General features: G+C 64.7%; 23 protein-coding genes and 1 riboswitch. Of the genes, 15 read left to right on the top strand and 8 right to left on the bottom strand.

The window, feature by feature from the left end:
• Positions 1-129: 129 nt before the first annotated feature.
• Together B7Y64_RS00670 and B7Y64_RS00665 are read right to left on the bottom strand one after the other, a co-directional pair.
• Positions 130-480, bottom strand: a complete 351-nt coding sequence (locus B7Y64_RS00670) for an RNA-binding protein (RefSeq protein WP_111865956.1) — start codon at positions 478-480, stop codon at positions 130-132.
• Positions 481-602: 122 nt separating this feature from the next.
• Complete coding sequence (locus tag B7Y64_RS00665) at positions 603-812, bottom strand: hypothetical protein (protein WP_114654664.1); 210 nt, start codon at positions 810-812, stop codon at positions 603-605.
• 417 nt (positions 813-1,229) lie between these two features.
• Here B7Y64_RS00665 and B7Y64_RS00660 point away from each other — a divergent pair, with 417 nt between their 5' ends.
• From B7Y64_RS00660 to B7Y64_RS00640, 5 genes are all read left to right on the top strand, one after another.
• Positions 1,230-2,303 carry a homocysteine S-methyltransferase family protein gene (locus B7Y64_RS00660; RefSeq protein WP_291328165.1) on the top strand — a complete coding sequence of 358 codons (1,074 nt, stop codon included), beginning with the start codon at positions 1,230-1,232 and terminating at the stop codon, positions 2,301-2,303.
• 67 nt (positions 2,304-2,370) lie between these two features.
• Positions 2,371-3,666: a DUF3696 domain-containing protein gene (locus B7Y64_RS00655; RefSeq protein WP_114654662.1), complete on the top strand. Its 1,296-nt coding sequence runs from the start codon at positions 2,371-2,373 to the stop codon at positions 3,664-3,666.
• Positions 3,653-4,228 carry a hypothetical protein gene (locus B7Y64_RS00650; protein ID WP_201740921.1) on the top strand — a complete coding sequence of 192 codons (576 nt, stop codon included), beginning with the start codon at positions 3,653-3,655 and terminating at the stop codon, positions 4,226-4,228. Before B7Y64_RS00655 ends, B7Y64_RS00650 begins: the two co-directional genes overlap by 14 nt.
• Positions 4,221-4,898 carry an RNA ligase family protein gene (locus B7Y64_RS00645; protein WP_114654661.1) on the top strand — a complete coding sequence of 226 codons (678 nt, stop codon included), beginning with the start codon at positions 4,221-4,223 and terminating at the stop codon, positions 4,896-4,898. The genes B7Y64_RS00650 and B7Y64_RS00645 overlap by 8 nt, the downstream gene beginning before the upstream one ends.
• A gap of 144 nt (positions 4,899-5,042) precedes the next feature.
• Positions 5,043-6,158, top strand: a complete 1,116-nt coding sequence (locus B7Y64_RS00640; RefSeq protein ID WP_291326772.1) for a hypothetical protein — start codon at positions 5,043-5,045, stop codon at positions 6,156-6,158.
• Between the two features lie 29 nt (positions 6,159-6,187).
• Here B7Y64_RS00640 and B7Y64_RS00635 read toward each other — a convergent pair whose 3' ends face one another.
• The 3 genes from B7Y64_RS00635 to B7Y64_RS00625 form a co-directional block, all read right to left on the bottom strand.
• Entirely contained in the window at positions 6,188-7,501 is a 1,314-nt protein-coding gene (locus B7Y64_RS00635) for a Glu/Leu/Phe/Val dehydrogenase (RefSeq protein WP_291328160.1), read from the bottom strand.
• A 199-nt stretch (positions 7,502-7,700) separates the two neighbouring features.
• Positions 7,701-8,567, bottom strand: coding sequence for a PPK2 family polyphosphate kinase (locus tag B7Y64_RS00630; protein WP_291328158.1), 867 nt, complete (start codon positions 8,565-8,567; stop codon positions 7,701-7,703).
• A gap of 150 nt (positions 8,568-8,717) precedes the next feature.
• Positions 8,718-9,656, bottom strand: coding sequence for a LysR family transcriptional regulator (locus tag B7Y64_RS00625; RefSeq protein ID WP_291328156.1), 939 nt, complete (start codon positions 9,654-9,656; stop codon positions 8,718-8,720).
• A 121-nt stretch (positions 9,657-9,777) separates the two neighbouring features.
• On the opposite strand from B7Y64_RS00625, the gene B7Y64_RS00620 reads away from it, so the two are divergent.
• Positions 9,778-10,227, top strand: coding sequence for a PACE efflux transporter (locus B7Y64_RS00620; RefSeq protein ID WP_291328274.1), 450 nt, complete (start codon positions 9,778-9,780; stop codon positions 10,225-10,227).
• A gap of 110 nt (positions 10,228-10,337) precedes the next feature.
• Here B7Y64_RS00620 and B7Y64_RS00615 read toward each other — a convergent pair whose 3' ends face one another.
• On the bottom strand, positions 10,338-11,093 hold the full coding sequence (locus tag B7Y64_RS00615) for a hypothetical protein (RefSeq protein WP_291325430.1): 756 nt from the start codon (positions 11,091-11,093) through the stop codon (positions 10,338-10,340).
• 111 nt (positions 11,094-11,204) lie between these two features.
• Between B7Y64_RS00615 and B7Y64_RS00610 the strand changes: the two genes are divergently transcribed.
• From B7Y64_RS00610 to B7Y64_RS00600, 3 genes are all read left to right on the top strand, one after another.
• A complete protein-coding gene (locus B7Y64_RS00610) occupies positions 11,205-11,444 on the top strand; it encodes a helix-turn-helix transcriptional regulator (protein ID WP_198847994.1) in 240 nt (79 codons plus the stop codon).
• A gap of 16 nt (positions 11,445-11,460) precedes the next feature.
• Positions 11,461-11,561: riboswitch (S-adenosyl-L-homocysteine riboswitch) on the top strand.
• Between the two features lie 28 nt (positions 11,562-11,589).
• Positions 11,590-14,328: a methionine synthase gene (metH, locus tag B7Y64_RS00605; protein ID WP_291325432.1), complete on the top strand. Its 2,739-nt coding sequence runs from the start codon at positions 11,590-11,592 to the stop codon at positions 14,326-14,328.
• A 254-nt stretch (positions 14,329-14,582) separates the two neighbouring features.
• A complete protein-coding gene (locus B7Y64_RS00600; protein ID WP_291328154.1) occupies positions 14,583-15,353 on the top strand; it encodes a PEP-CTERM sorting domain-containing protein in 771 nt (256 codons plus the stop codon).
• Positions 15,354-15,414: 61 nt separating this feature from the next.
• On the opposite strand, the gene B7Y64_RS00595 is transcribed toward B7Y64_RS00600, so the two are convergent.
• The gene (locus B7Y64_RS00595; RefSeq protein ID WP_291328152.1) at positions 15,415-15,993 is read right to left on the bottom strand and encodes a shikimate kinase; all 579 of its coding nucleotides are present in this window, start codon (positions 15,991-15,993) and stop codon (positions 15,415-15,417) included.
• Between the two features lie 228 nt (positions 15,994-16,221).
• Here B7Y64_RS00595 and B7Y64_RS00590 point away from each other — a divergent pair, with 228 nt between their 5' ends.
• Both B7Y64_RS00590 and B7Y64_RS00585 read left to right on the top strand, forming a co-directional pair.
• Positions 16,222-17,115, top strand: coding sequence for a YihY/virulence factor BrkB family protein (locus tag B7Y64_RS00590; RefSeq protein WP_291328150.1), 894 nt, complete (start codon positions 16,222-16,224; stop codon positions 17,113-17,115).
• A 133-nt stretch (positions 17,116-17,248) separates the two neighbouring features.
• Entirely contained in the window at positions 17,249-17,977 is a 729-nt protein-coding gene (locus tag B7Y64_RS00585) for a glycine zipper 2TM domain-containing protein (protein ID WP_291328148.1), read from the top strand.
• Positions 17,978-18,282: 305 nt separating this feature from the next.
• Here the strand turns inward: B7Y64_RS00585 and B7Y64_RS00580 are convergent, their stop codons facing one another.
• A complete protein-coding gene (locus tag B7Y64_RS00580) occupies positions 18,283-18,591 on the bottom strand; it encodes a hypothetical protein (RefSeq protein ID WP_291328146.1) in 309 nt (102 codons plus the stop codon).
• A 274-nt stretch (positions 18,592-18,865) separates the two neighbouring features.
• Here B7Y64_RS00580 and B7Y64_RS00575 point away from each other — a divergent pair, with 274 nt between their 5' ends.
• Genes B7Y64_RS00575 through B7Y64_RS00560 form a run of 4 tightly spaced genes read left to right on the top strand, consistent with a single transcriptional unit; the run spans position 18,866 to position 22,145 of the window.
• The gene (locus tag B7Y64_RS00575; protein ID WP_291328144.1) at positions 18,866-19,729 is read left to right on the top strand and encodes a branched-chain amino acid ABC transporter permease; all 864 of its coding nucleotides are present in this window, start codon (positions 18,866-18,868) and stop codon (positions 19,727-19,729) included.
• 2 nt (positions 19,730-19,731) lie between these two features.
• Positions 19,732-20,700 (top strand): branched-chain amino acid ABC transporter permease, encoded by a 969-nt coding sequence (locus B7Y64_RS00570; RefSeq protein WP_024813645.1) that lies wholly within the window; start codon positions 19,732-19,734, stop codon positions 20,698-20,700.
• Positions 20,687-21,451, top strand: coding sequence for an ABC transporter ATP-binding protein (locus B7Y64_RS00565; protein WP_114654684.1), 765 nt, complete (start codon positions 20,687-20,689; stop codon positions 21,449-21,451). Before B7Y64_RS00570 ends, B7Y64_RS00565 begins: the two co-directional genes overlap by 14 nt.
• Positions 21,438-22,145, top strand: coding sequence for an ABC transporter ATP-binding protein (locus B7Y64_RS00560; RefSeq protein ID WP_114654642.1), 708 nt, complete (start codon positions 21,438-21,440; stop codon positions 22,143-22,145). Before B7Y64_RS00565 ends, B7Y64_RS00560 begins: the two co-directional genes overlap by 14 nt.
• Positions 22,146-22,163: the final 18 nt, after the last annotated feature.

The raw sequence follows: 22,163 nt of genomic DNA, 5'->3' as shown, positions 1-22,163 counted from the left end.
GGCCTCGCGCTGTGCGCACTCCACGGGTACGGGCCCCATGCCCTTGTAACGCTGGCTCCATGGCGCCCCTGGTCGGGACAAAAAAAGACCGGCTCCGCAGAGCCGGTCATTCGCAGGAAGGTGTGGGGATCAGTATCGACCGCCGCCGTAGCCGCCCGTACCGTAGCCAACATCTGAGCGCTTGCCCGCGGTGTAGCCAGCGGCGCTGTAGCCACCCGAGCCGCCACCTTCTTCGCGGGGGCGGGCCAGGTTCACCACGATCGAACGACCGTCGACAGACATGCCGTGCAGCGCGCTGATGGCGGCCTGGGCGACTTCGGCAGAGGCCATTTCCACAAAGCCGAAGCCCTTGGAACGGCCGGTTTCGCGGTCCATCATGACCTTGGCCGACGAGACGCCGCCAAACTCGGCAAAGTTGCTTTGCAGGCTGGAGTCGGTCACGGAGTAGGGCAGGTTGCCCACGTAGATTTTGGTACTCATGGAAGAGCCTTTCTGAATATTGGTGTGCAACGAATGGCGCACCGTTGGGGTACGGGCGTGCAGATCGGGAGTCCGCAGCAAGGAGGAAGGATGAACTGGATCTGGGGTGGGCAGATCACCCATCAGCACATGGGTGGGTGCTGCATGCACGTTTGCAGCCAGCCCTGGGTGACTGCAAAGAGCCGGGCGGCTTCGCGCGAGGCAAAGGCTTTGTCAAAACGGAACACACGGCAATAGCTGCCGTTGCCCTGGGAACGATGGACCGAGAAAGAGGCGCGGAATCGGCCACAGTCGGTCGGGTGTGTCGCGGGCGAAACGACGTACTTGCCCATGGAAATGGCGGTCTTTGAAATCGGGTTCAATCAGGATCGCAGGTTTGGACATCGACCTGCGTGGGCATCGAGGGACGCGGTGGGCTGCAGCTCTACAGACCCACTGGGCGACAAAGGTCGCAAATGGCGGCCTGCATGGGGCGGCTTGCCGCCTCTGAGCAGGCGTTGCGGTGACGGCCGTGTCAGGAGACGTGACTGCAACAAAGCTGATTATACTGCAATTCGTATGTTGAATTTGATTAATATTCTTTTTCGTTTTTTAAAAGAGCGCCGCGCCGGGGTGCGCCGCGCGCCGTGTCGCCGCGGCGGCAGTAGCGCTGTTGAGCGCCTCCGCCATGCCTGCCCGTCCAAGCGCTCTCCCATTGCCGCAGACCCTCGGACGGCGCAGGATGGCCCGGCTTCCTACAATAGCTCGCTATGCAAGCCCTTCACTACACCCGCGCCGCGCAACTCCCCGCCATCCTCGCCCAACGCATCGTCATCCTCGACGGCGCCATGGGCACCATGATCCAGCGCTTCAAGCTGGGCGAGGCGCAGTACCGGGGCGAGGGTTACACAGGGCCAGATGGCGCGGGCGATCGGTTCAAGGACTTTCCGCGCGATGTGAAGGGCAACAACGAGCTGCTGAGCATCACCCGGCCCGATGTGATCCGCGACATCCACGAGCGCTATTTGGCCGCAGGCGCCGACCTGATCGAGACCAACACCTTTGGCGCCACCACCGTCGCGCAAGAGGACTACAAGATGGCGCATCTCGCGCGCGAGATGAACCTGCGCTCGGCCCAGCTGGCGCGCGCTGCCTGCGACAAATTCAGCACACCCGACAAGCCGCGTTTTGTGGCCGGCGCCCTGGGCCCCACGCCCAAAACCGCCAGCATCAGCCCCGATGTGAACGACCCCGGCGCGCGCAATGTCGATTTCGAGCAACTGCGTGCGGCCTATTACGAGCAGGTCGAGGCGCTGGTGGAGGGTGGCGCCGACGTGTTGCTGGTCGAGACGATTTTCGACACGCTCAACGCCAAGGCGGCGCTGTTTGCGATTGATGAGTTCTTTGAAAAGAGCGGCGAGCGCCTGCCGCTCATCATCAGTGGCACCGTCACCGACGCCTCGGGCCGCATCCTGTCGGGCCAGACCGTCACCGCCTTCTGGCACAGCGTGCGCCATGCGCGCCCGCTGGCCATTGGGCTGAACTGCGCCCTGGGTGCCACGCTGATGCGCCCCTACATCCAGGAGCTCAACCGGGTGGCCGAGGACACATTCATCAGCTGCTACCCCAACGCCGGCTTGCCCAACCCGATGAGCGACACGGGCTTTGACGAAACGCCGGAGATCACCAGCCGCCTGGTGCACGAGTTCGCCGCCGAAGGGCTGGTGAACATTCTGGGCGGCTGCTGCGGCACCACGCCGGACCACATTGGCGCCATTGCCAAGGCCGTGGCGCCGGTGAAGACGCGGCAACTTTTCTACCGCGAGCCCACCGCATTGGCCTGAACCGGCCCGAAGCGGGCGTTAGCCCGCAGCCCACCACCTGCCGCGCTGGCGCGGCGAATCGACGCACATGATCAAGCACCTGCAGCTCAAGAACCTCAAGGCCTGGCGCGACAGTGGCAGCGTGCGGCTGGCGCCGGTCACCATGCTGCTGGGCAGCAATTCGTCGGGCAAATCCACCTTGCTGCAAAGCCTGCTGCTGCTCAAGCAGACCGCGGCGGCGCCTGATCGCACGGTGCACCTGAACCTCGGTGGCGACGAGGCCAACGACCTGGTCAGCCTGGGCGATTTTGACGCCGTGCTGGCGCATGGCACCGTGGCGCCGCGCCAGTTCGAGATCGTGCTGGAGTTCGAGCGCCCCGAGGGCGAACGCGTGCGCCAGGGCCGCTTTGCCTGCAGCTATGGTCAGACGGCCAGCGGCGCCGTGGTGGTGCAGGCGCTGTCGCTGTCCACCGTGGCGCGGGAGTTTCGGGCTGTGCGCCGGGAGCGCGGGGCCTATGCGGTGTGGGTGGATGGCGAACCCCGGCCACGCGGCAAGGGGCCGCACCTGGCACCCGAGCGCTCGATTGCATTCTCGGCCGAGGCCATTGCCCTGCTGGGCCCCGATGGCGCGCATCTGCAAGACCTGAGCCTGGCCCTGCGCCGCGAGCTGGAGGCCATTGTTTACCTGGGCCCGCTGCGCCAGCGGCCCGCGCGCGACCAGGTGTGGAACAAGGGCGGTTCGGGCTCTGTGGGGGCCGAGGGCCAGCAGGCCATCAACGCCCTGCTGTCCGATGCCTTGCAGCCGGGCGCGGGGCAGGGCGCGGTGTTGCGCAACGTGTCGGCGGGGCTGCAGCGCATGGGCCTGGCCGACCGCATCGAGGTGCGCCAGCTGGGGCGCTCCAGCCGCTACGAACTGCTGGTGCACAAGGATGGCGTGGCTGCCAACCTGCGCGATGTGGGGGTGGGCGTGGCCCAGGTGCTGCCCGTGCTCACGGTGGCCTACAGCGTGCCGCCTGGCAGCACGGTGCTGCTGGAAGAGCCCGAAATCCACCTGCACCCGCTGGCCCAGGCGGTGCTGGCCGAGCTGTTTGCTGAAGTCAGCCAGCAGCGCCGGGTGCAGTTTCTGGTGGAGACGCATTCCGAACACTTGTTTCGCCGCATGCAGACGCTGCTGGCGCGCCGCCAGACGACCACAGCCCAATGCCAGATGCTGTTTGTGGAACGGCAGGGCGCCAATGCGGTGCTGGTCCCGCTGGAAATCGACGAATTTGGTGCCGTGCGCAACTGGCCGCCGCGCTTTTTCGGTGATGCCATGGGCGAGGCGCGCGAGCAGGCTCGCGCCCGGGCGCAGCGCATGCGGGAGGCCGCCGGTGGCGGAGCCTGACAGCCGCGGGCCGCTGCCGGCCTCACGGCTGGTGGACACCAACGTGCTGATCGTTGCCAGTGCGGTCGATGTCGGATCGCCCTTTCGCCCCGAGGGCACACCGGTGGACGACGCCGCCCTGCGCCAACGCGTGTTTGACTGGCTGGAGGCCTTTGAGGCAGACCCCACGCGCCACGCCGTGCTCGACGCCGGCTGGCAGGTGTGCGGCGAATACGGGCACAAGCTCTCTGAGCAAGACTATGGCTGGCTGGTGATGATGCACAAGATCGACCACAACGAAGTGGTTTGGGTCGATGTGCAGCCCGATGCCGATGGCAATGCCGTGCTGCCGCCGGATCTGGCCAGCGCCGTGACCGATCTGGCCGACCGCAAGATGGTGGCGGCCGCCCTGGCCGCGCTCGAACTGGGCAGCGCCTGCAAGCTCACCAATGCCAGCGACACCGACTGGCTCGACTGCCAGAAGGCACTGCGGGTGGTGGGCCTGGAAGTAGAGAATTTGTTGAACGACTGGCTGGTGGCGCGTTGGCACACCAAGCATGGAAAAAAGGCTCGATATGACTGATTTCTTCCGTTTCCCGCACACCCCGCACATTGCGTGGCTGGCCACCGGCGCGCCACGCGACGACAAGGTGCTTTCGCCCGACGAGGCGCACGAGCTGCTGGCCGGCGAGGTGGTGCTGGAAGAAAAGCTCGATGGCGCCAACCTGGGTTTTTCGGTGTCACCCGACGGTGTGCTGCGCGCGCAAAACCGCGGGCAGTATCTGCCGCAGCCCTTTCATGGCCAGTTTGCCCGGCTCGGCCCCTGGCTGGCCGCACACGAAGACAAGCTGTTTGATGCGCTGGGCACCGACCTGGTGGCGTTTGGTGAATGGTGCGCCGCTCGCCACTCACTCGACTACGCCGCGCTGCCCGATTGGTGGCTGCTGTTTGATGTGTACGACCGCAGCACCGGCCGGTTTTGGAGCACCACGCGGCGCAACGCATGGGCGGCGCGCATGGGGTTCGCGACCGTGCCATGCCTGCATGCCGGGCCGGTGGATCTGGACCAGTTGCGCGAACGGGTGCATGCAACACACAGCCAGTTTCGCCAGGGCAACCTCGAAGGCATCGTGATCCGGCGCGAGAACGCCGACTGGCTGGAGCAGCGGGCCAAGCTGGTGCGTGCCGACTTCACCCAGACCATCGAAGAACACTGGCGCAGCCGTGCGCTGGAGTGGAACCGGGTCGAGTGACGCAGCGGCCACACTGCCGCGTCGTGTGGCGGGGGTCTGCCACCGCATCGGGGCGCCTGCAGTAGCCAACGGCTGCCAAACCCCGCAAAATCTGTGGCGCACTGAACCCTTGGCGCGCACCCTGTCACAACATTTAGCCCTGCCATGTCCATCCGCATGGATCCTCCCCGCACCCCCCAGCCGCCCGTGGCACAGGCGCTGGCGCAAGCGGCTGTGCAGCGGCAGGCCATGCTGCTGGGGGGCGAGCGCGAAGGGGCTGCGCCGTTGCCAGCCCCAGAGGCGTTGCCGGGGGCGCCCGCGCCGGGCACGCCCGCAGTGCCTTCCCAGGTGGCTTCTGCGTTCGCGCAGCCACCACTGCCTGCGCAAACGGACCGTGTGAGCCTGTCGCCTCAGGCCCGGCAAGGCCTGGGCGATGCGCCATCGGTCCTGGCGGGTTCTGGCGAACGCGCAGGCACCGGTGCACAACACACATCACCGCTGTCGTCCCAGGGTTTGGGTGCCCCCTCCAGCGCTGCGCCCCTGCTGCCTGCCTGGCCCACCAGCGGGTTGCCTGCGCCGCTGCGCAGCATGGTGGGCGCCCTGGTGCAGCAGCTCACGGCCTCGGTGTTGCCCCAGCAGGTAACGCGGGCGCAACCCTGGCCTGCCGATCTGGCCCGTGCGCTGGACGGCCGTGATGACGCCTTGTTGCCGCCAATGCAAAACTGGCTGGTGCGCCAGGGATCGGTGCTCTCGCCCGAGGGTGCACGCGGTTTCTCGCTGACGCTGCGGGTGCCGGCGGCGTGGTTGCAGGCCCAGTCACCGTCCCTGGCTGCGGCGCCCGCCGCCACGGCTTCAGCCGCACCGTTGCAGGCCGCGTTTGCCGGACCGCCACAGGCCCTGCAATCGGGCGTGGTGGCGCTGGTGTTGCTGGGCTCCGAGCCCGCTGCCGCGCGCACCAGCGCGCTGCTGGTGATGGATTTTCAGCCGCAGCAGGCGGCCCAGGTGTATGGGCGTGACATGCAAATGCGCCTGGACCCCTGGGTGCAGATGGCCGCCCTGCAAGCCAGCGGGCAGGTACCGCGCGAAGAAGACAAGGCCCGCAGCGGTGAACACGGGCTGTGCCACACCCCCGGCTGCCCCTATGCCGGGCGGGCCGAGTGCGAGCAGCCCTTTTGCCTGGCGCTGCACTGCGTGGGGGCGGTGGCGCCCTCGGTGGCTTTGGGAGCCGAGGTGCCTTATCCGTCAGTCGCGGAACCGGGCGGAAAAGACGTCACCGGGTAGCCAGCCCGACTACCCGAATCCGGCTGCGATCAGGGGTACAAACCGCGCATCTCGCGCGCATGCAGGATGCGCTGGCAGGCCACGATGAAGGTGGCGGTGCGCAGGCTCACCTTGTGCTCCTGGGCCACCTGCCAGACGCCGGCGAAGGCCTCTTGCATGATGCGCACCAGGCGCGCGTTGATCTCGTCCTCGCTCCAGAAGAAGCTGGAGAAATCCTGCACCCACTCAAAGTAGCTCACCGTCACGCCACCGGCGTTGGCGATCACGTCGGGCAGCACCAGCACGCCCTTGTCGTGCAGGATGTCGTCGGCCTCGGTCGTGGTGGGGCCGTTCGCGCCCTCGATCACCATCCTGGCCTTTATGTGGCCCGCGTTGTCCTTGGTGATCTGGCCTTCCAGCGCCGCGGGGATGAGGATTTCGCAGTCCACCGCCCAGAAGTCGTCGTTGGCCATGGCTTCGGCGCCGGCAAAGCCGCCCACGCCGCCGCGCGCCTTCACATGGGCCAGCAGGGCGGGCACATCGAGGCCGTTGCCGTTGAAGATGGTGCCAGTGTGGTCCTGCACGGCCACCACCTTGGCACCGGCTTCGGCAAATAGCTTGCCTGCGGTGCCGCCCACGTTGCCAAAGCCCTGCACGGCCAGGCGCGCGCCTTCGATCGGCATACCAGTCAGCTTGGCGGCCTCCACGCCCACGGTGAACACGCCGCGGCCGGTGGCCTCGACGCGGCCCAGCGAGCCGCCCAGGTCCACCGGCTTGCCGGTGACCACGCCGGTGGCGGTGGCGCCGGTGTTCATCGAGTACGTGTCCATCATCCAGGCCATGATCTGGCCGTTGGTGTTCACGTCGGGCGCGGGAATGTCCTTGGATGGGCCAATCAGCAGCCCGATCTCGCTGGTATAGCGGCGCGTCAGGCGCTCCAGCTCACCCATCGAGAGCTTCTTGGGGTCCACGCGGATGCCGCCCTTGGCGCCGCCGTAGGGCACATTCACCGCAGCGTTCTTCACCGACATCCAGGCCGACAGCGCCATCACTTCCGACAACGTCACGTCCTGGTGAAAACGCACGCCGCCCTTGCCGGGGCCGCGGCTCAGGTTGTGCTGCACGCGGTAGCCCTCGAAGTGGGCAATGGTGCCGTTGTCCATTTCAATGGGCACATCCACGATCAGGATGCGCTTGGGGCGCTTGAGCGTTTCCACCCAGCGCGCCAAGCTGCCCAGGTAGGGTGTGACCCGGTCTACCTGCTGCAGGTAGTTGCCCCAGGGACCGAGGTGGTTGGCGTCGAGGTACGACGGCAGGGTGTGGGTGCTGGCGATGCTGCCGGGCGTTCCGGTGGAAAGCGTCATGGCGGTGGTTCCTTGTGGGATGTGTTCAAGCCAGCAAGCTTATGCCTGCCCCGCCCACCTGTCCAAGGCCGGAGTGTTACGGAGTTATGCGCCGTTTGCATAATTCGTCAACGCCTCGGCACCGCCTTTTTGCTCACTAAAACATAGCTGTTAGCGCTTGATGGTATTGCGCTGTAGCCATTTATGGTATTGAGCCGAATTATTCCACCGTGAAATGCTCCAGCGCCGGGTCGCCGGGCGGGTACTTCAGGTCCAGGTTTTGCAGCACCTCGCGCAGCACGGTGGCGATCATCAGGTTACGGTGGGTTTTGGAGTTGGACGGCACGATGGTCCAGGGCGCCCAGGGGGTGTGCGTGGCCGACAGCAGCGTTTCGTAGGCTTTCTGGTAATCGGCCCACTGCTTGCGCACGGCGATGTCGCCCATGTCGAACTTCCAGTGCTTGGCGGGGTCGTCCAGGCGCTCTTGCAGGCGCTCGCGCTGTTCTTCGTAACTGATGTGCAGCATGAACTTCACGATGACGGTGCCGGTCTCGCTGAGCATGCGTTCAAAGTCGTTGATATGGGCCAGGCGCTGGCGGTGCTGCTCGGGTGTGATCCAGTCGTTGACCACCGGCACCAGCACGTCTTCATAGTGGCTGCGGTTGAATACCGTCAGCTCACCGGCACCGGGCACCCGCTGGTGGATGCGCCACAGGTAGTCGTGCGCGCGCTCGGGTTCGGTGGGCGCCTTCCAGCCCACGGCGTGCACCCCCAGTGCGCTCATGCTGCCAAACACACCGCGCACGGTGCCGTCCTTGCCCGAAGCATCGGTGCCCTGCAGCAGCACCAGCAGCTTGTAGCGCCGGTCGGCGTACAGCAGGTTCTGCAATGCGTCGAGTTCAATGGCCAGGGCCTGCACGTCTTCTTTGCCCTGCGCCTTTTCTCCGTCCATGAACGGCGTGGCGTCGGGGTCGAAATCCTTCAGCGAGATCGGCCTGGGGCCGGAGCCATTGGCCGGGCGGGGCTGCCAAGCGGCCCAGCGCTTGGTCAGGCCCTTGTTGTTGCTTTGAAAGGGAGAGTTGCTCATGGCTGTTTTCTTGGGGTTGGGCTGCCAGCTTGGCGCAATGTGGCGGGTGGGTCAATGCGCGCTTTCCGCAAAGACACTATGGTGATTGCTATATTGTTTATAGCTTCATGCGCTTGCTAGATAAGCGCTACAGCCATTTTTCATCAATATTCATGCTGCATCACCCGATGCACCCTGCTGCGCAATCAGCTGCACGAAGCGCCTTGCGCCCAGGCCCAGCGGGCGCTCTTTGGACCACACCACGTCGACCCACAGCGCCACGCCGTTGCTGAGGTTTTCAAACGGCATCTCCACCAGCGACCCGGCGGCGATGCGCGGTTGCACCAGCGCACGCGGCTGCCAGCCCCAGCCCAGCCCGGCTTCGATCAGGCCCAGCGCGGCCAGGTGGTTGTCGGTGCGCCAGTGGTGGCGGGCAAACACAAAGCGGGGGTCGGTCTGCGCCAGGTCGCGGCTGGCCACCACGATCTGGCGCGTGGTGGTGAGGTGTTCTTCGCGCAGCAGGGCGCGCTCGGGTGCCTCGCCCCGCGCGGCTGCGGCGGCGCGGGCGGCGGCCAGCACCGGGTGCTGGCTGGCCATCACGGCCACCAGGGTTTCGCTGCCCACCTCCTGAAAACCCTCGCGCCCGTCGATGCTGGGGCGCTCGAACACCAGCGCCAGCTGCGCCCGCCCGCTGTGCAGCAGCGCCAGCGCATCCACCTGCGGCGCGGCCAGCACCTCTGCCTGCAGCAGAGGGTATTCCGATGCCAACGCAGCCAGCGGACCCGTCCAGCGCGCGGCCAGCAGCTCGGGGGCAATGGCCAGCGTCAGCCGCTCTTCCAACCCTTGGGTGAGGGCCAGCGCCTGGGCGTTGAGCTGCTGCAGCTGCCCGGCCAGCAGCCGAGCCTGGGGTTCCAGCGCGCGGGCGGCGGCGGTGGGGCGGGGCTCTCGCCCGCTGCGGTCGAACAGCTGCACATTGAGCTCGGCCTCCAGGTGGGCAATGGTCATGCTCACGGCCGACGGAACCCGCGACAACGCCCGCGCGGCGGCCGAAAACGAGCCCCGGTCAAGCACCGCCAGAAACACCTGCACGCTGTCGGAAGAAAAAGCCATGGCCTCAATTATCAGAAAAACTGAAACAAGCTGACTTTATGTATCAGCAATGCGCACATAAAGTCGCCCCATGCCCTCTACCCAGACTTCTCTCGCCATTCCCCGCACGCCTGCCTCCGGGCTGCAAGGCCCGTGGCGCCGCGTGCTCTACGTGTCGCTCTATGAACTGATCGCCATCGTGGTGGCAACCTATGGGCTTGCGGTGCTCACAGGTCAAAGTGCGGCGCATTCAAGCGTGGCGTCTGTGGTGGCCTCGGCCATTGCCGTGCTGTGGAACGTAGTGTTCAACTGGGCCTTTGAGCGCTGGGAGTCGCGCCAGCGCGTGCGCGGGCGCAGCGTGCGCCGCCGCATCGCCCATGCCATCGGGTTCGAGGGCGGGCTGGTGTTCACGCTGGTGCCGCTGTTTGCGTGGTGGTTCAACGTAAGCCTCTGGGAAGCCTTTGTGATGGACCTCGCGCTCATCGTTTTCTTTCTTTGCTACACCTTTGTCTTCAACGGGGTGTTTGACCGCGTGTTTGGCTTGCCGGCATCGGCACAGGGCGCGGTGAATTCGCAATCCGTGGTGTCTTAACAAGCGCTATATAAAAAAGAGCTGCCAGCGCTTGCATATCAAGCGCTGGCAGCTCTTTTTCACTTTGAACAACACAGTGGCGTCACCGCTTGGCCGCCACTGCGGGCCGTTTACTTGCGGCCGGTGAAGATGAAACCGGCTGTTTGCGATGGCAGCAGCCCCATGGCGAGCAGCGTCCCGCCTTCGTAGTAGGCCACGCCTGAAGCGGTTGCACCGTTGCCCAGGGCGCAGTTTGCTCCCGAGAAGGTGATGCGCAGGTCAAAGATGTTCTTGCCGCTGCTCCGCGGCGTGACGGACCCACTGGCGCTGCACCCGAGTGATGACGGCGAGGTAATGGTGCCGGTGGCAGAGATGGTGACTGTTATCGACTGCACCGGTGCGCCCGTGCTCACGCCGGAGCCCGTATATGTGCCGGCCAGTGCGGACAGAGTGGCGGGCTGGTCGTAGGCGGTCGAATAGGTGCCCGCAAAGGTGACGCCGCTGGGAAACCGGATATCGGTCTTGGTCTTGGCGGTGTAGGTGCCGCTGTAAATGCTCGATGCGATTTGTCCGGAGCGGAGATCGAATTCCCGACCCGAGCCCGTCAATGTGCCACCTGAGGACGTCGTGTTACCTTGCAGAGCGCCGTAGATAGCCCCGTTGCTGGTGTAAACGCCCCAGGTTTCACCGTTTTCCAGCACGGCCAAAGCAACGTCCCAGCCGGTGGAGGACTTGCCCGTCCAGAAGCCCTCCACGCTTGTAGCGGCAGGTGGTGGCGCAGGAGTAGGCGCGGGAGTGGAGGAGTCGTCGCTGCCACCGCCACAGGCTGTCAGCAGTGTTGCTGCTATCAAAGCCGAATACCCTGCCAGTCGAAACTTCGTTGTCATCGCTGCTCTCTTTTCAGTGTTGGCGAGCAAGGCACCGTGCCCCACCCTGTTACGCACTGTAGCGTAAATAGTCGTAAATGGCTATTCCGGATCGGGGTAAAGCATGCGCGGGTGCCGATAACTGTCTATCACCCGCGTTACCAGGCCCTTCGGGAGGGTCTGGCTGCACTGCGAAAGAAAGCTGGTCTTTCGCAGGTGCAGTTGGCCGAGCGGTTGGGGGTGGGGCAGTCATTCGTATCCAAGATAGAGCGCGGCGAAAGTTACGTGGACGTAATGCTCTTCGTTGATTGGTGCCGCGCTTGCGATGTCCCCCGTGCGGGGCCAGAACTGGACAGGTTGACAGGAACCTGAGCCGGTAGAATTGAGGGCTCCCAAGGAGCGTTGCAGCGGCCTCCCGTCTCATTGACGATGCGGCGCCGTCAGGCTTGGGATCTTTCGGCACTTTTTTAGCAACGACGCTCACCTGTTATTTCGTGTTTCTGCACAGGTGAGCCCTATGTCTGCTATTTCGCTGCCCCCCATGAAGCTGTCCGGCCTGGAGCCGGTGTCCATTGGCGAGGGCGCCCTGTTCGTCAACATCGGCGAGCGCACCAATGTCACGGGCTCCAAGGCGTTTGCCCGCATGATTCTGAATGGCCAGTACGAAGAGGCCCTGGCCGTGGCGCGCCAGCAGGTCGAAAACGGCGCGCAGGTCATCGACATCAACATGGACGAGGCCATGCTCGACAGCAAGGCCGCCATGGTGCGCTTTCTGCAACTGATCGCCTCCGAGCCCGACATTGCGCGCGTGCCCATCATGGTGGACAGCTCCAAGTGGGAGGTGATCGAGGCCGGGCTGCGCTGCATCCAGGGCAAGGGCATCGTCAACTCGATTTCCATGAAAGAGGGCGAGGAAAAGTTCCGGCACGAGGCGCGCCTGGTGCGCCGCTATGGCGCCGCCGCCGTGGTGATGGCGTTTGACGAGAAAGGCCAGGCCGACACCTACGAGCGCAAGATCGAAATCTGTGAGCGCGCCTACCGCATCCTGGTCGATGAAGTGGGATTCCCGCCCGAAGACATCATTTTTGACCCCAACATCTTTGCCGTGGCCACCGGCATCGAAGAGCACAACAACTACGCGGTCGATTTCATCAACGCCACGCGCTGGATCAAGCAGCACCTGCCGGGCGCCAAGGTGTCGGGCGGCGTGAGCAACGTGTCGTTCAGCTTCCGTGGCAACGACCCCGTGCGCGAGGCCATCCACACCGTGTTCCTGTACCACGCCATCCAGGCCGGCATGGACATGGGCATCGTCAACGCGGGCATGGTGGGCGTGTACGACGACCTCGAACCCGTGCTGCGCGAGCGCGTGGAAGACGTGGTGCTCAATCGCCGCCCTGACGCAGGCGAGCGCCTGGTCGAGATCGCCGAAACCGCCAAGAGCGGCGCCAAGGACGAGAGCAAACGGCTCGAATGGCGCGGCACGCCCGAGCACCCCAAGACCGTGGGCGAGCGCCTGTCGCACGCGCTGGTGCACGGCATCACCGACTTCATCACCGAAGACACCGAAGAGGCCTACCGCGACATCCTGGCCAAGGGCGGCCGCCCGCTGCACGTCATCGAAGGCCCGCTGATGGACGGCATGAACGTGGTGGGCGACTTGTTTGGCGCCGGCAAGATGTTCTTGCCGCAGGTGGTGAAAAGCGCCCGCGTGATGAAGCTGGCCGTGGCCCACCTGATTCCGTACATCGAGGAAGAAAAGCGCCAGGACGAGGCCGCCGGGCGTGACGTGCGCAGCAAGGGCAAGATCGTCATCGCCACCGTGAAGGGCGACGTGCACGACATCGGCAAGAACATCGTCACCGTGGTTTTGCAGTGCAATAACTTCGAGGTGGTGAATATGGGCGTGATGGTGCCCTGCCATGAAATTTTGGCGCGCGCCAAGGTCGAGGGGGCCGACATCGTGGGTCTGTCGGGCCTGATCACGCCCAGCCTCGAAGAAATGCAGTATGTGGCCGGCGAAATGCAGAAGGACGAACACTTCCGCATCAAGAAGATCCCGCTGCTGATTGGCGGCGCCACCTGCTCGCGCGTGCACACCGCCGTCAAGATCGCGCCGCACTACGAAGGCCCCGTGGTCTATGTGCCCGATGCCTCGCGCAGCGTGAGCGTGGCGCAAAGCCTGCTGGGCGACGGTGTCGAGAGCTACGTGGCAGAGATCAACGCCGACTACGACAAGGTGCGCACCCAGCACGCCAACAAAAAGCAGGTGCCGCTGTGGCCCCTGGCCAAGGCGCGCGCCAACAAGACGCCCGTGGATTGGTCTGCCTACCAGAGCGCCCGGCCCCGCGCCCTGGGCCGCCGCGTGTTCAAGAACTTCGACCTGGCCGAGCTGGCGAAATACATCGACTGGGGCCCGTTCTTCCAGACCTGGGACCTGGCCGGCCCGTACCCCGCCATCCTGACCGACGAAGTGGTGGGCGTGGAAGCCACGCGCGTGTTCGCCGACGGCCAGGCCATGCTGAAAAAGATCATCGAAGGCCGGTGGCTCACCGCCAGCGGCGTGATGGCGCTGCTGCCCGCCAACAGCGTGAACGATGACGACATCGAGTTCTACACCGACGACACCCGCACCGAAGTCGCCATGACCTGGTACGGCCTGCGCCAGCAGACCGAAAAGCATGTGATAGACGGCGTGATGCGCCCCAGCCGGTGCCTGGCCGACTTCGTGGCGCCCAAAAGCAGCGGCATTGCCGACTACGCCGGCATGTTCGCCGTGACGGCCGGGCTGGGCATCGAGAAGAAGGAACAAGCCTTCGTCGACGCGCTGGACGACTACTCGGCCATCCTGTTCAAGAGCCTGGCCGACCGCCTGGCCGAGGCCTTTGCCGAATGCCTGCACCACCGCGTGCGCACCGACCTGTGGGGCTATGCCGCGCAGGAGCAGCTGAGCAACGACGACATGATTGCCGAGAAATACCAGGGCATCCGCCCCGCCCCCGGCTACCCCGCCTGCCCCGACCACAGCGCCAAGACCGACCTGTTTAGGCAGCTGCAGTGCGAGGAAATCGGCATGTCGCTCACCGAGAGCCTGGCCATGACCCCCGCCGCCAGCGTGAGCGGCTTTTACATCGGCCACCCCGAGGCGGTGTATTTCAACGTCGGCAAGATCGGCGAAGACCAGCTGCACGACATGGCCCTGCGCCGTGGGATGGACGAGGCGGTGCTGGCAAGGCTGCTGGCCCCGAACTTGTGATGCTATGTAATTAATAGCTGGTGGCGCTTGCTGCTAAAGCGCTAGAAGCCGTTTTCTATGAAAAGTCAAAAGCCCCGCATGCGGGGCTTTTGTTCGTCAGCGGGGGCTGATGCCAAAGGGGTAAAAGGCGTCGGATATTTTTACAATCCGAGGTAAATTTTCGCGTAAGTCATTGATTTCATTGGATGGCATGGTGTGTGCTTTTGTAAGTTGAAACCGCAGTTTTCAGTGGTTACATACAAGGGGTTCAGGCCATGAAATTCAAAACCGTTGCAGCCATCGTCGCCGGCATGTTCATTTCTGCAGCCGTTCATGCGGTGCCGATTGTCAACACCAACGTGCGCCCCGTGGTTCTTGGTGCCACCCCTGCAGGCGAGCAATCACTGCAAACCGTTTTGAACAGCGTGTTTGGCACCGGCGCGGTGAGCGCGGCCAACAACCAGAGCGCGGCAGGCCTGTGGGGCTCTGCGACGGGTTCGGCCACCACCATTCCTACGTTGATCATCGAACAGACCGGTGGCGCTGCCAGCCAGAAATTTGGCATGTGGTTTGGTACCGATACCTCCAGCATTTACACCGTTGACCTGTTTTTTGGCGGTGCGGTAGGGGCGCCCAACACACTGCAGCAAAGTGCCGTCGGCATCGGGATCGGCGATGGTCAGATGATCATTTCCGCTGGCCCCACCTTCCAGAGCGCGTGCGGCACACAGGTCAATTGCGGCCTCTTCTCCAACGCGCTGATCAATCCCGACAGCTTCGGCTTTTATTTCGCCACAGGTGCGGGAAAAATCGCCTATTCCATTGACAGCATGAACCAGGGCGGAGTCACCGATTTTCTGGCGTTCCAGGGCGGCACATCGACCAACTGGATTTTTGCCTTTGAAGACGGCACCGACAATGACTTCCAGGACATGGTGGTGAAGGTGGAGTCCATTCAGGTTCCCGAGCCGGGCTCCCTGGCCCTGCTGGGCCTGGCCCTGGCGGGTGCGGCGGCTGCATCGCGCCGCAAGCAAAAACAAGCGTGAGAACCTGTATCGTTCCGGTGCGGTGATCGCACCAAGGGGGCTTGGGCCCCCTTTTTTCGTTTCAGGGGGCGGTGTCAGAGGGCTGCTCGGTGCCGGGGGTGGATGGCGCAGCCACCACAGCGCTTTGCGCCATCTCCAGCTGCATCATCACCATGTTGACCAGCGTGCTCACCGACGGCCGCCCTGTCTCGATGACGTAGTGCGCGGTTTCCCGGTACAGGGGGTCGCGTTGGGCGTACAGGTCGCGCAGCTTTCCCATGGGGTTGCCGCCCTGCAGCAGGGGGCGCGTTTTGTCGTGCTTGACGCGTTTGAAGATTTCTTCAGGCGATGCGCGCAGATACAGCACGTTGCCAAACTGGCGCAGCACCTCGCGGTTTTCGGGGCGCAGCACGGCGCCGCCGCCGGTGGACAGCACCATGCCGCCGGGCTGCTGCGTGATTTCGGCCAGTGCCTGCGCCTCAAGGTCGCGAAAGCGTGCCTCGCCTTCCGTCTCGAAGAAGCTGCGGATGGTGGTGCCAATGGTCTTTTCCAACCAATGGTCCAGGTCAATGAACGGCACCCCGGCCCGGTGGGCCAGCTGCCGACCGACGGTGGATTTGCCCGAGCCGGGCATGCCGACGAGTGCGCAGCGAATCTGCATAAATGGTGTCCTGTTTTCTTGACTGCCCAACTTCAGGCCGAGTGTACGGTGGTGCCCCGGGGTGCGGTCGCCCGTGCGTTACGCCGTGCCTTGTTCAGCGCCTTGAAGCGCAGCGCAGCCCGGCACCGCTGCAGCCCACCGGGCAGGCGTTGCTGTGGGAGGTGGACTACCCCGGCTTCCCTGTCTGTCTGATGGGCAACCAGGCCGTATGCCTGTAGGCTTGCGCGCATGAATGCCCCTCAAGATGACAAGCCCGCGCTGGCGGTGGTGCACCGCGTCCGTATGCTGCTTCCCGTGCGGCGGGCGGTGTGGTTGTGGGCAGATGCCGACGGCGCCCGCATGAGCGCGGCGATGTCGTTTTACGGCATCTTGAGCCTGGCGCCTTTGCTGGTGCTGCTGGTGGCCGGGCTGGGTTGGTGGCTGGACCGCGACAGCCTGCAGCAGGGGTTGATTGCGCAGATTGGCACCATCGTGGGCGAGCAGGGTGCGGCGGTGATTCGCCAGGCCCTGAGCAGCGCCCAGGAGCCCTCGCAGGGGTTGCTGGCCTCGTTGCTGGGCTTTTTGGTGCTGCTGTTTGGCGCCACCGGGGTGTTTGGCGAGCTGCAGTCTGCGCTGCAGCGGCTGTGGACCCACGGGCACGAGGAGGTGCCCCCGCTGCCGTGGTGGCACGGTGCTTCGCTGCGCCTGCGCGGCGTGGCCTATGTGCTGGCGTTTGGCTTTCTTCTGCTGGTGTCGCTGGCCGTCTCGACGCTGCTGAACCTGTTCACGGGCTGGGCAGGCAACTGGTTGCCCATCGCTCCACTGCTGCGGGTGCTCAACGAAGCCACCTCGTTTGCCGTGTGCGCGGCCCTATTTGTGGGCCTGATGCGCATGAGTGCGGGCCCCAAGCCCCGGCTGCGGTATCTGTGGCTGGGTGCGTTCATGGGGGCCTCGCTGTTCACGGCGGGGCGGCATGTGCTGGCGGTTTATCTGTCGACTGCGGCGGTGGTTTCGGCTTACGGGGCGGCCGGTTCGCTGGTGGTGCTGCTGATGTGGATCTATTTCTCGTCGGCGGTGTTGCTGTTTTCTGCCGGGTGCGCGCGTGCCTACGAAGAAGCGCTGGGTCCCACCGCGCCGCAATGAGAAATTGCTGAAGGTTCTTACCCCCGCTTACATGGGTGGTGTGCGTTCCGAGCAGCGCAGTGTGTAACTTCAAGGCAGACCTGCGACCCGTGTTGCAGACGAACGTTTCGATCTGTCGAGAAAGGCAACAACCATGCAACCAACCCCCTCTGCGGTGCCCAGCGCACCCTTGGCCACAACCCCGGCAGGCGTTCCACTGAAATGGCTGTGGGCGGCCATTGCCGCGCTGGGCCTGTGCGTGCTGGCGCTGGGCGCAACCCTGGTGGCGCAGCAGCGCCCGGGCGCGGTGTCCGAACGCGAGGCCCTGGCGTCGCCTGCGCCGCGCACGCCAGAGTCAGAAATAATTGATGAAAAAAGGCCTGTAGCGCTTAACCAGCGTGCGCAAGCAGCTCCTGAATACGGAGCAAGCCGGGCGCTTGCCCCAGCGCCGGTGCAACGGGCTGCCGCCCGCGTTTACCCGCAAGCGCCGCAGCAGTCGCGGTACGACGAAGCCCCCGGGCGGGATGCGCGCCATGAAATGGCCCGGGCCCCGGTGTGTGCGGTTTGCGGCCGCATTGAATCGGTGCAGGCCGTGCAGCACGCAGCCCCCGCTACGGGCGTGGGCGCGTTGGCCGGTGGCGTGCTGGGCGCGGTAGTGGGCAACCAGGTGGGCAAGGGCTCGGGCCGCACAGCCGCCACGGTGCTGGGCGCTGTGGGCGGCGGTTACGTGGGCCACACGGTAGAGCAGCGCACCCGCACCCAGACGGTGTACGAGGTGCGCGTTCGCATGGACGATGGCTCGGTGCGCCGCTTCACGCGCTCGCAGCCTGTGCCCGAAGGCGCGCCGGTGCGTTTGCAGGGCAAGGGATTTCAGCTGGTCTGAAGCCCGATTGGCGGGGGGTGACGGTGGCTGCAGGCTTTCTTCGCGCAGCATGTCGCGCATGCTTGAACTTCTTGATCGTTCCAGACGGTGTGGAGGGCATCGCATCGTGCGCGATCAGGCGCTCGGGGATGGACTGCTCGGCAGTCTTCTGGTCTTTCAGAATCTGCACCAGTCGTGGCGGGACAATGGCTTGCCCGGGCTTGGGCGCCACCACGGCGCAGACGCGCTCGCCCAGGCGCTCGTCGGGGGTAGGCCACGATGGCGGCCATGGCGTTGGCCGGGTGGCGGCAGAGCAGCGATTCGACCTAGACCACCGGAATGTTGTCGCAGCCGCGGATGATCACGTCCTTGCCGTGGCCGATGGCGCGCAAATGACCACAAAACCAGTCCCGGGTTTGGAACATCACAGGTCGTTCTCGACTGGCAGGCGCTGAAACCACAACTGAAACGCACCGCAAACCGATAGCGGTGATCGCTGCAAATCCGAACGTGCCCGTGCGCTTGGCATAGGCGGCTGACGTGCCATTCGGGATTCTGCAATACGGAATGTAGGCGCCTGCTGGTTGCAGGGCGGTACCCCAAAGACGGCTGCAAAAATCAGTAACAGCTGCCAAAAGTCATCTGTGCGACTTGAAGTGCCGTTCGTTCATGGGTGTTTACCCTGCAGTCGTTCCGCAATGCAGAATTCATCCTCTGGCCACGTATGTCGCGCGCTAAGCTGTGTCGGCACTCACCTCAAATTCCGGCGCGTAACGCCCGGACAACCTTCAGGAGCCAGATGATGCAGAAACTCCCGGACTTGGGGCCAGATGCCCGCAGGGCAAGGTCGCCGCAGCATGATGGGCGGGCCTGGTGCCCTGCCCATTCCACCGCCAGGAGGGCCAGGTGATGGAAATGTTTTTGCAACAGGTGCTCAACGGCCTGACGCTGGGCGGTATCTATGGCCTGGTGGCCCTGGGCCTGACGCTGGTGTACGGCATCCTGCACGTGCCCAACTTTGCCCACGGCGCCTTCTACATGTTCGGCGCCTTCGTGTCCTTTCACCTCATGTCGGCCTGGGGCTGGAACTACTGGCTGGCCATGGGGGGCTCCGCCCTGTGCGTGGCCTTGATCGCGGTGCTGGCCGAGCGTCTGGTGTTCCACCCGCTGCGCAACGCCTCGGGCCTGCACCCCATGATCGCGGCCATCGGCGTGCTGCTGTTTCTGGAGGCTGCCGCGCAGGCCATCTGGGGCGCCGACTTCCACCGCATGCAGACGCCCTACAACGGCATCATCGACCTGGCGGGCGTCACGGCACCGGTGCAGCGCCTGCTGATCATCGGTGCCGCGTTCACGCTGATGGTGGTGCTGCACCTGTTCCTGAAGAAGACGGTGATGGGCTCGACCATCATCGCCATGGCGCAGAACCGCGATGGCGCTTCACTGGTGGGCATTGATGCCAACCGCGTGGCCATGCTCACCTTCGCCATCTCGGGTGTGCTTGCCGCCGTGGCGGCCACGCTGTATGCGCCCATCAACCTCGTGTACCCGGCCATGGGGCACCTGGTGATCACCAAGGCCTTCGTCATCATCATCCTGGGCGGCATGGGCAGCGTGCCGGGCGCCATTGTGGGCGGCCTGATCATCGGGTTTGCCGAGAGCTTTGGCGCCTTCTACATCTCCACCGACTACAAAGACATCATCGCTTTCATGCTGCTGGTGTTCATTTTGTCGCTGCGCCCGCAGGGCCTGTTCACCAAGGGAGTGCGCTGACCATGGCTTATCTCCAAGGCAAACTGGGCTGGGCCCTGCTGCTGGCCGCGGGCCTGCTGTTTCCGCTGTTCACGGGCAACGACTACCACCTCACGGTGATGGGCACGGCCTATATCTTCGCCATTGCCACCATCGGGCTGAACCTCATCACCGGCTATACCGGGCAGTTCAACCTGGCGCACGCGGGCTTCATGGCCGTGGGGGCCTACACCGTGGGCATCCTCACGGTGGACCACGGCTGGTCGTTCTGGGGCGCCTTTGCGCTGTCGGGCGTGGTCACGGCGTTCCTGGGCTACTTCATCGGCATCCTGTCGCTGCGGCTCAAGGGGCACTACTTCTCGATCTTCACGCTGTGCGTGGGTTACATCATGTTTCTGGTGATCGAAAAGTGGGAAGGGCTGACGCACGGTACCGTGGGCATCATGGGCATCCCGGCGCCCGAACCGATTGGCGCGATCCGCTTCGACACGCCGCTGGCGCTGTACTACCTGGTGTTCTTCTGGCTGGTGGTTGGGTTGTGGGCCATGCGCCGCATCGTCAACTCGCTGCTGGGCCGCACTTTCATGGCCATCCGCAACAGCGATGAACTGGCCGAGTCGCTGGGCATCAACCTCATGCGCAACAAGACGCTGGCTTTCATGCTGTCGGTTTTTTATGCGGGTATGGCGGGCGGCCTGTATGCGGGCTATGTGCGCTTCATTGGCCCCGGTGTGGCCGGTGTCGAGCACACCTTTGACATGACCATGTACATGATCATCGGTGGCCTGGGCACCCTGCTGGGGCCGCTGCTGGGCGCGCTGGCCATGCCCTGGCTCACGCAGTACCTGCAGTTTTTGCAAGAGTATCGTTTCCTCGTTTTCGGGCCCATCCTGGTGCTGCTGGTGATTTTTGTCCCGCACGGCATCGTGGGCACTTATCTGGGCTGGCGTGCGCGCCGCGCCGCACAGGGAGGCCAGCATGCTCAAGATTGAACATCTCACCAAGCGCTTTGGCGGGCTGGCGGCAGTCAACAACGTCAGCACTCTCATCGAGACGGGCAAGATCAACGCCATCATCGGCCCCAACGGTGCGGGCAAGACGACGTTCTTCAACCTCATCAGCGGCGTGCACCGCCCCACCTCGGGCACCATCACGCTCGAAGGCCGTGACGTGACCTCGTTGCGCACCGACCAGGTGGCGCACCTGGGCGTGGCACGCACTTTCCAGACCACGGCGCTGTTCGACATGGCCTCGGTGCTCGACAACCTCATCGTCGGCCACCGCCTGCGCACCAAATCGGGCCTGCTGGACGTGCTGCGCGGCTCCAGCCTGCTGCGCGAGGAAGAGCGCATCTGCCGCGAAAAAGCGCGCGACGCGCTGAACTTCGTCGGCCTCTCGCACCTCGAAAACCGCATGGCGGGCGACATCTCGCAGGAAGAGCGCAAGCGTGTGGCCTTTGCGCTGGCCCTGTCCACTGGCCCGCGCCTGCTGCTGCTCGATGAGCCCGCCGGCGGCGTGAACCCCGATGAAACCCAGGGCCTGGCCGACCTCATCCGCAAGATGGTGCAAAGCGGCCTGACCGTTTGCCTGATCGAACACAAGATGAACATGATCATGAGCCTGGCCGACAAGATTCTCGTGCTCAGCTACGGCGAAAAAATCGCCGAAGGCACGCCCGCCGAGATCCGCGCCAACCCGGCCGTGATCGATGCCTACCTGGGGAGCGAGCATGCTGACGCTTGAGAACGTTTCGCTGAACTACGGCAGCTTCACCGCCCTCAACGGCGTGAGCCTGCACGCCGGCCAGGGCGAACTGGTGGTGCTGCTGGGTGCCAACGGCGCCGGCAAAAGCTCTATCTTTCTCACCATCAGCGGCATCCACAAGGCAGCGGGCGGCAGCATCCGCTATGGCGACAAGAGTCTGGTGGGCATGAAGCCCTCGCAAATCGTGGCCAACGGCGTGGTGCAGTGCCCCGAGGGGCGCAAGCTGTTCCCCGGCATGTCGGTGCTCAAGAATCTGATGCTCGGCGCCTACGTGCACCGCGGCGACGGCGCCGCCAACCGGCAGCGGCTTGAGGAAGTGATGGCGCTGTTCCCCATCCTCGACCAGAAAAAGGACGACCCGGCCGGCTCGCTCAGCGGCGGCCAGCAGCAGATGGTGGCCATCGGCCGCGCGCTGATGGGCCGACCCAAGGTGCTGCTGCTCGACGAGCCCTCGCTGGGCCTGGCGCCGCTGGTCATCAAGCAGACCTTCGAGGTCATCCAGCGCATCAACCAGGCCGGCACCACGGTGCTGCTGGCCGAGCAGAACGCGTTTGCCGCACTGAAGATCGCGCACCGTGCCTACGTCATCGAGAGCGGCCGCATCGTCATGGAAGGCGACCGCGAGAGCCTCATGAACAACGAAGCGGTCCGCAAGGCCTACATCGGCGCCTGATTTCCCCTTTCTTTCCAC

The sequence above is a fragment of the Acidovorax sp. 35-64-16 genome, assembly GCF_002281195.1.
In the GTDB taxonomy this organism is placed as follows: domain Bacteria; phylum Pseudomonadota; class Gammaproteobacteria; order Burkholderiales; family Burkholderiaceae_C; genus Acidovorax; species Acidovorax defluvii.
This window is presented reverse-complemented; position numbering and strand designations above follow the sequence as displayed.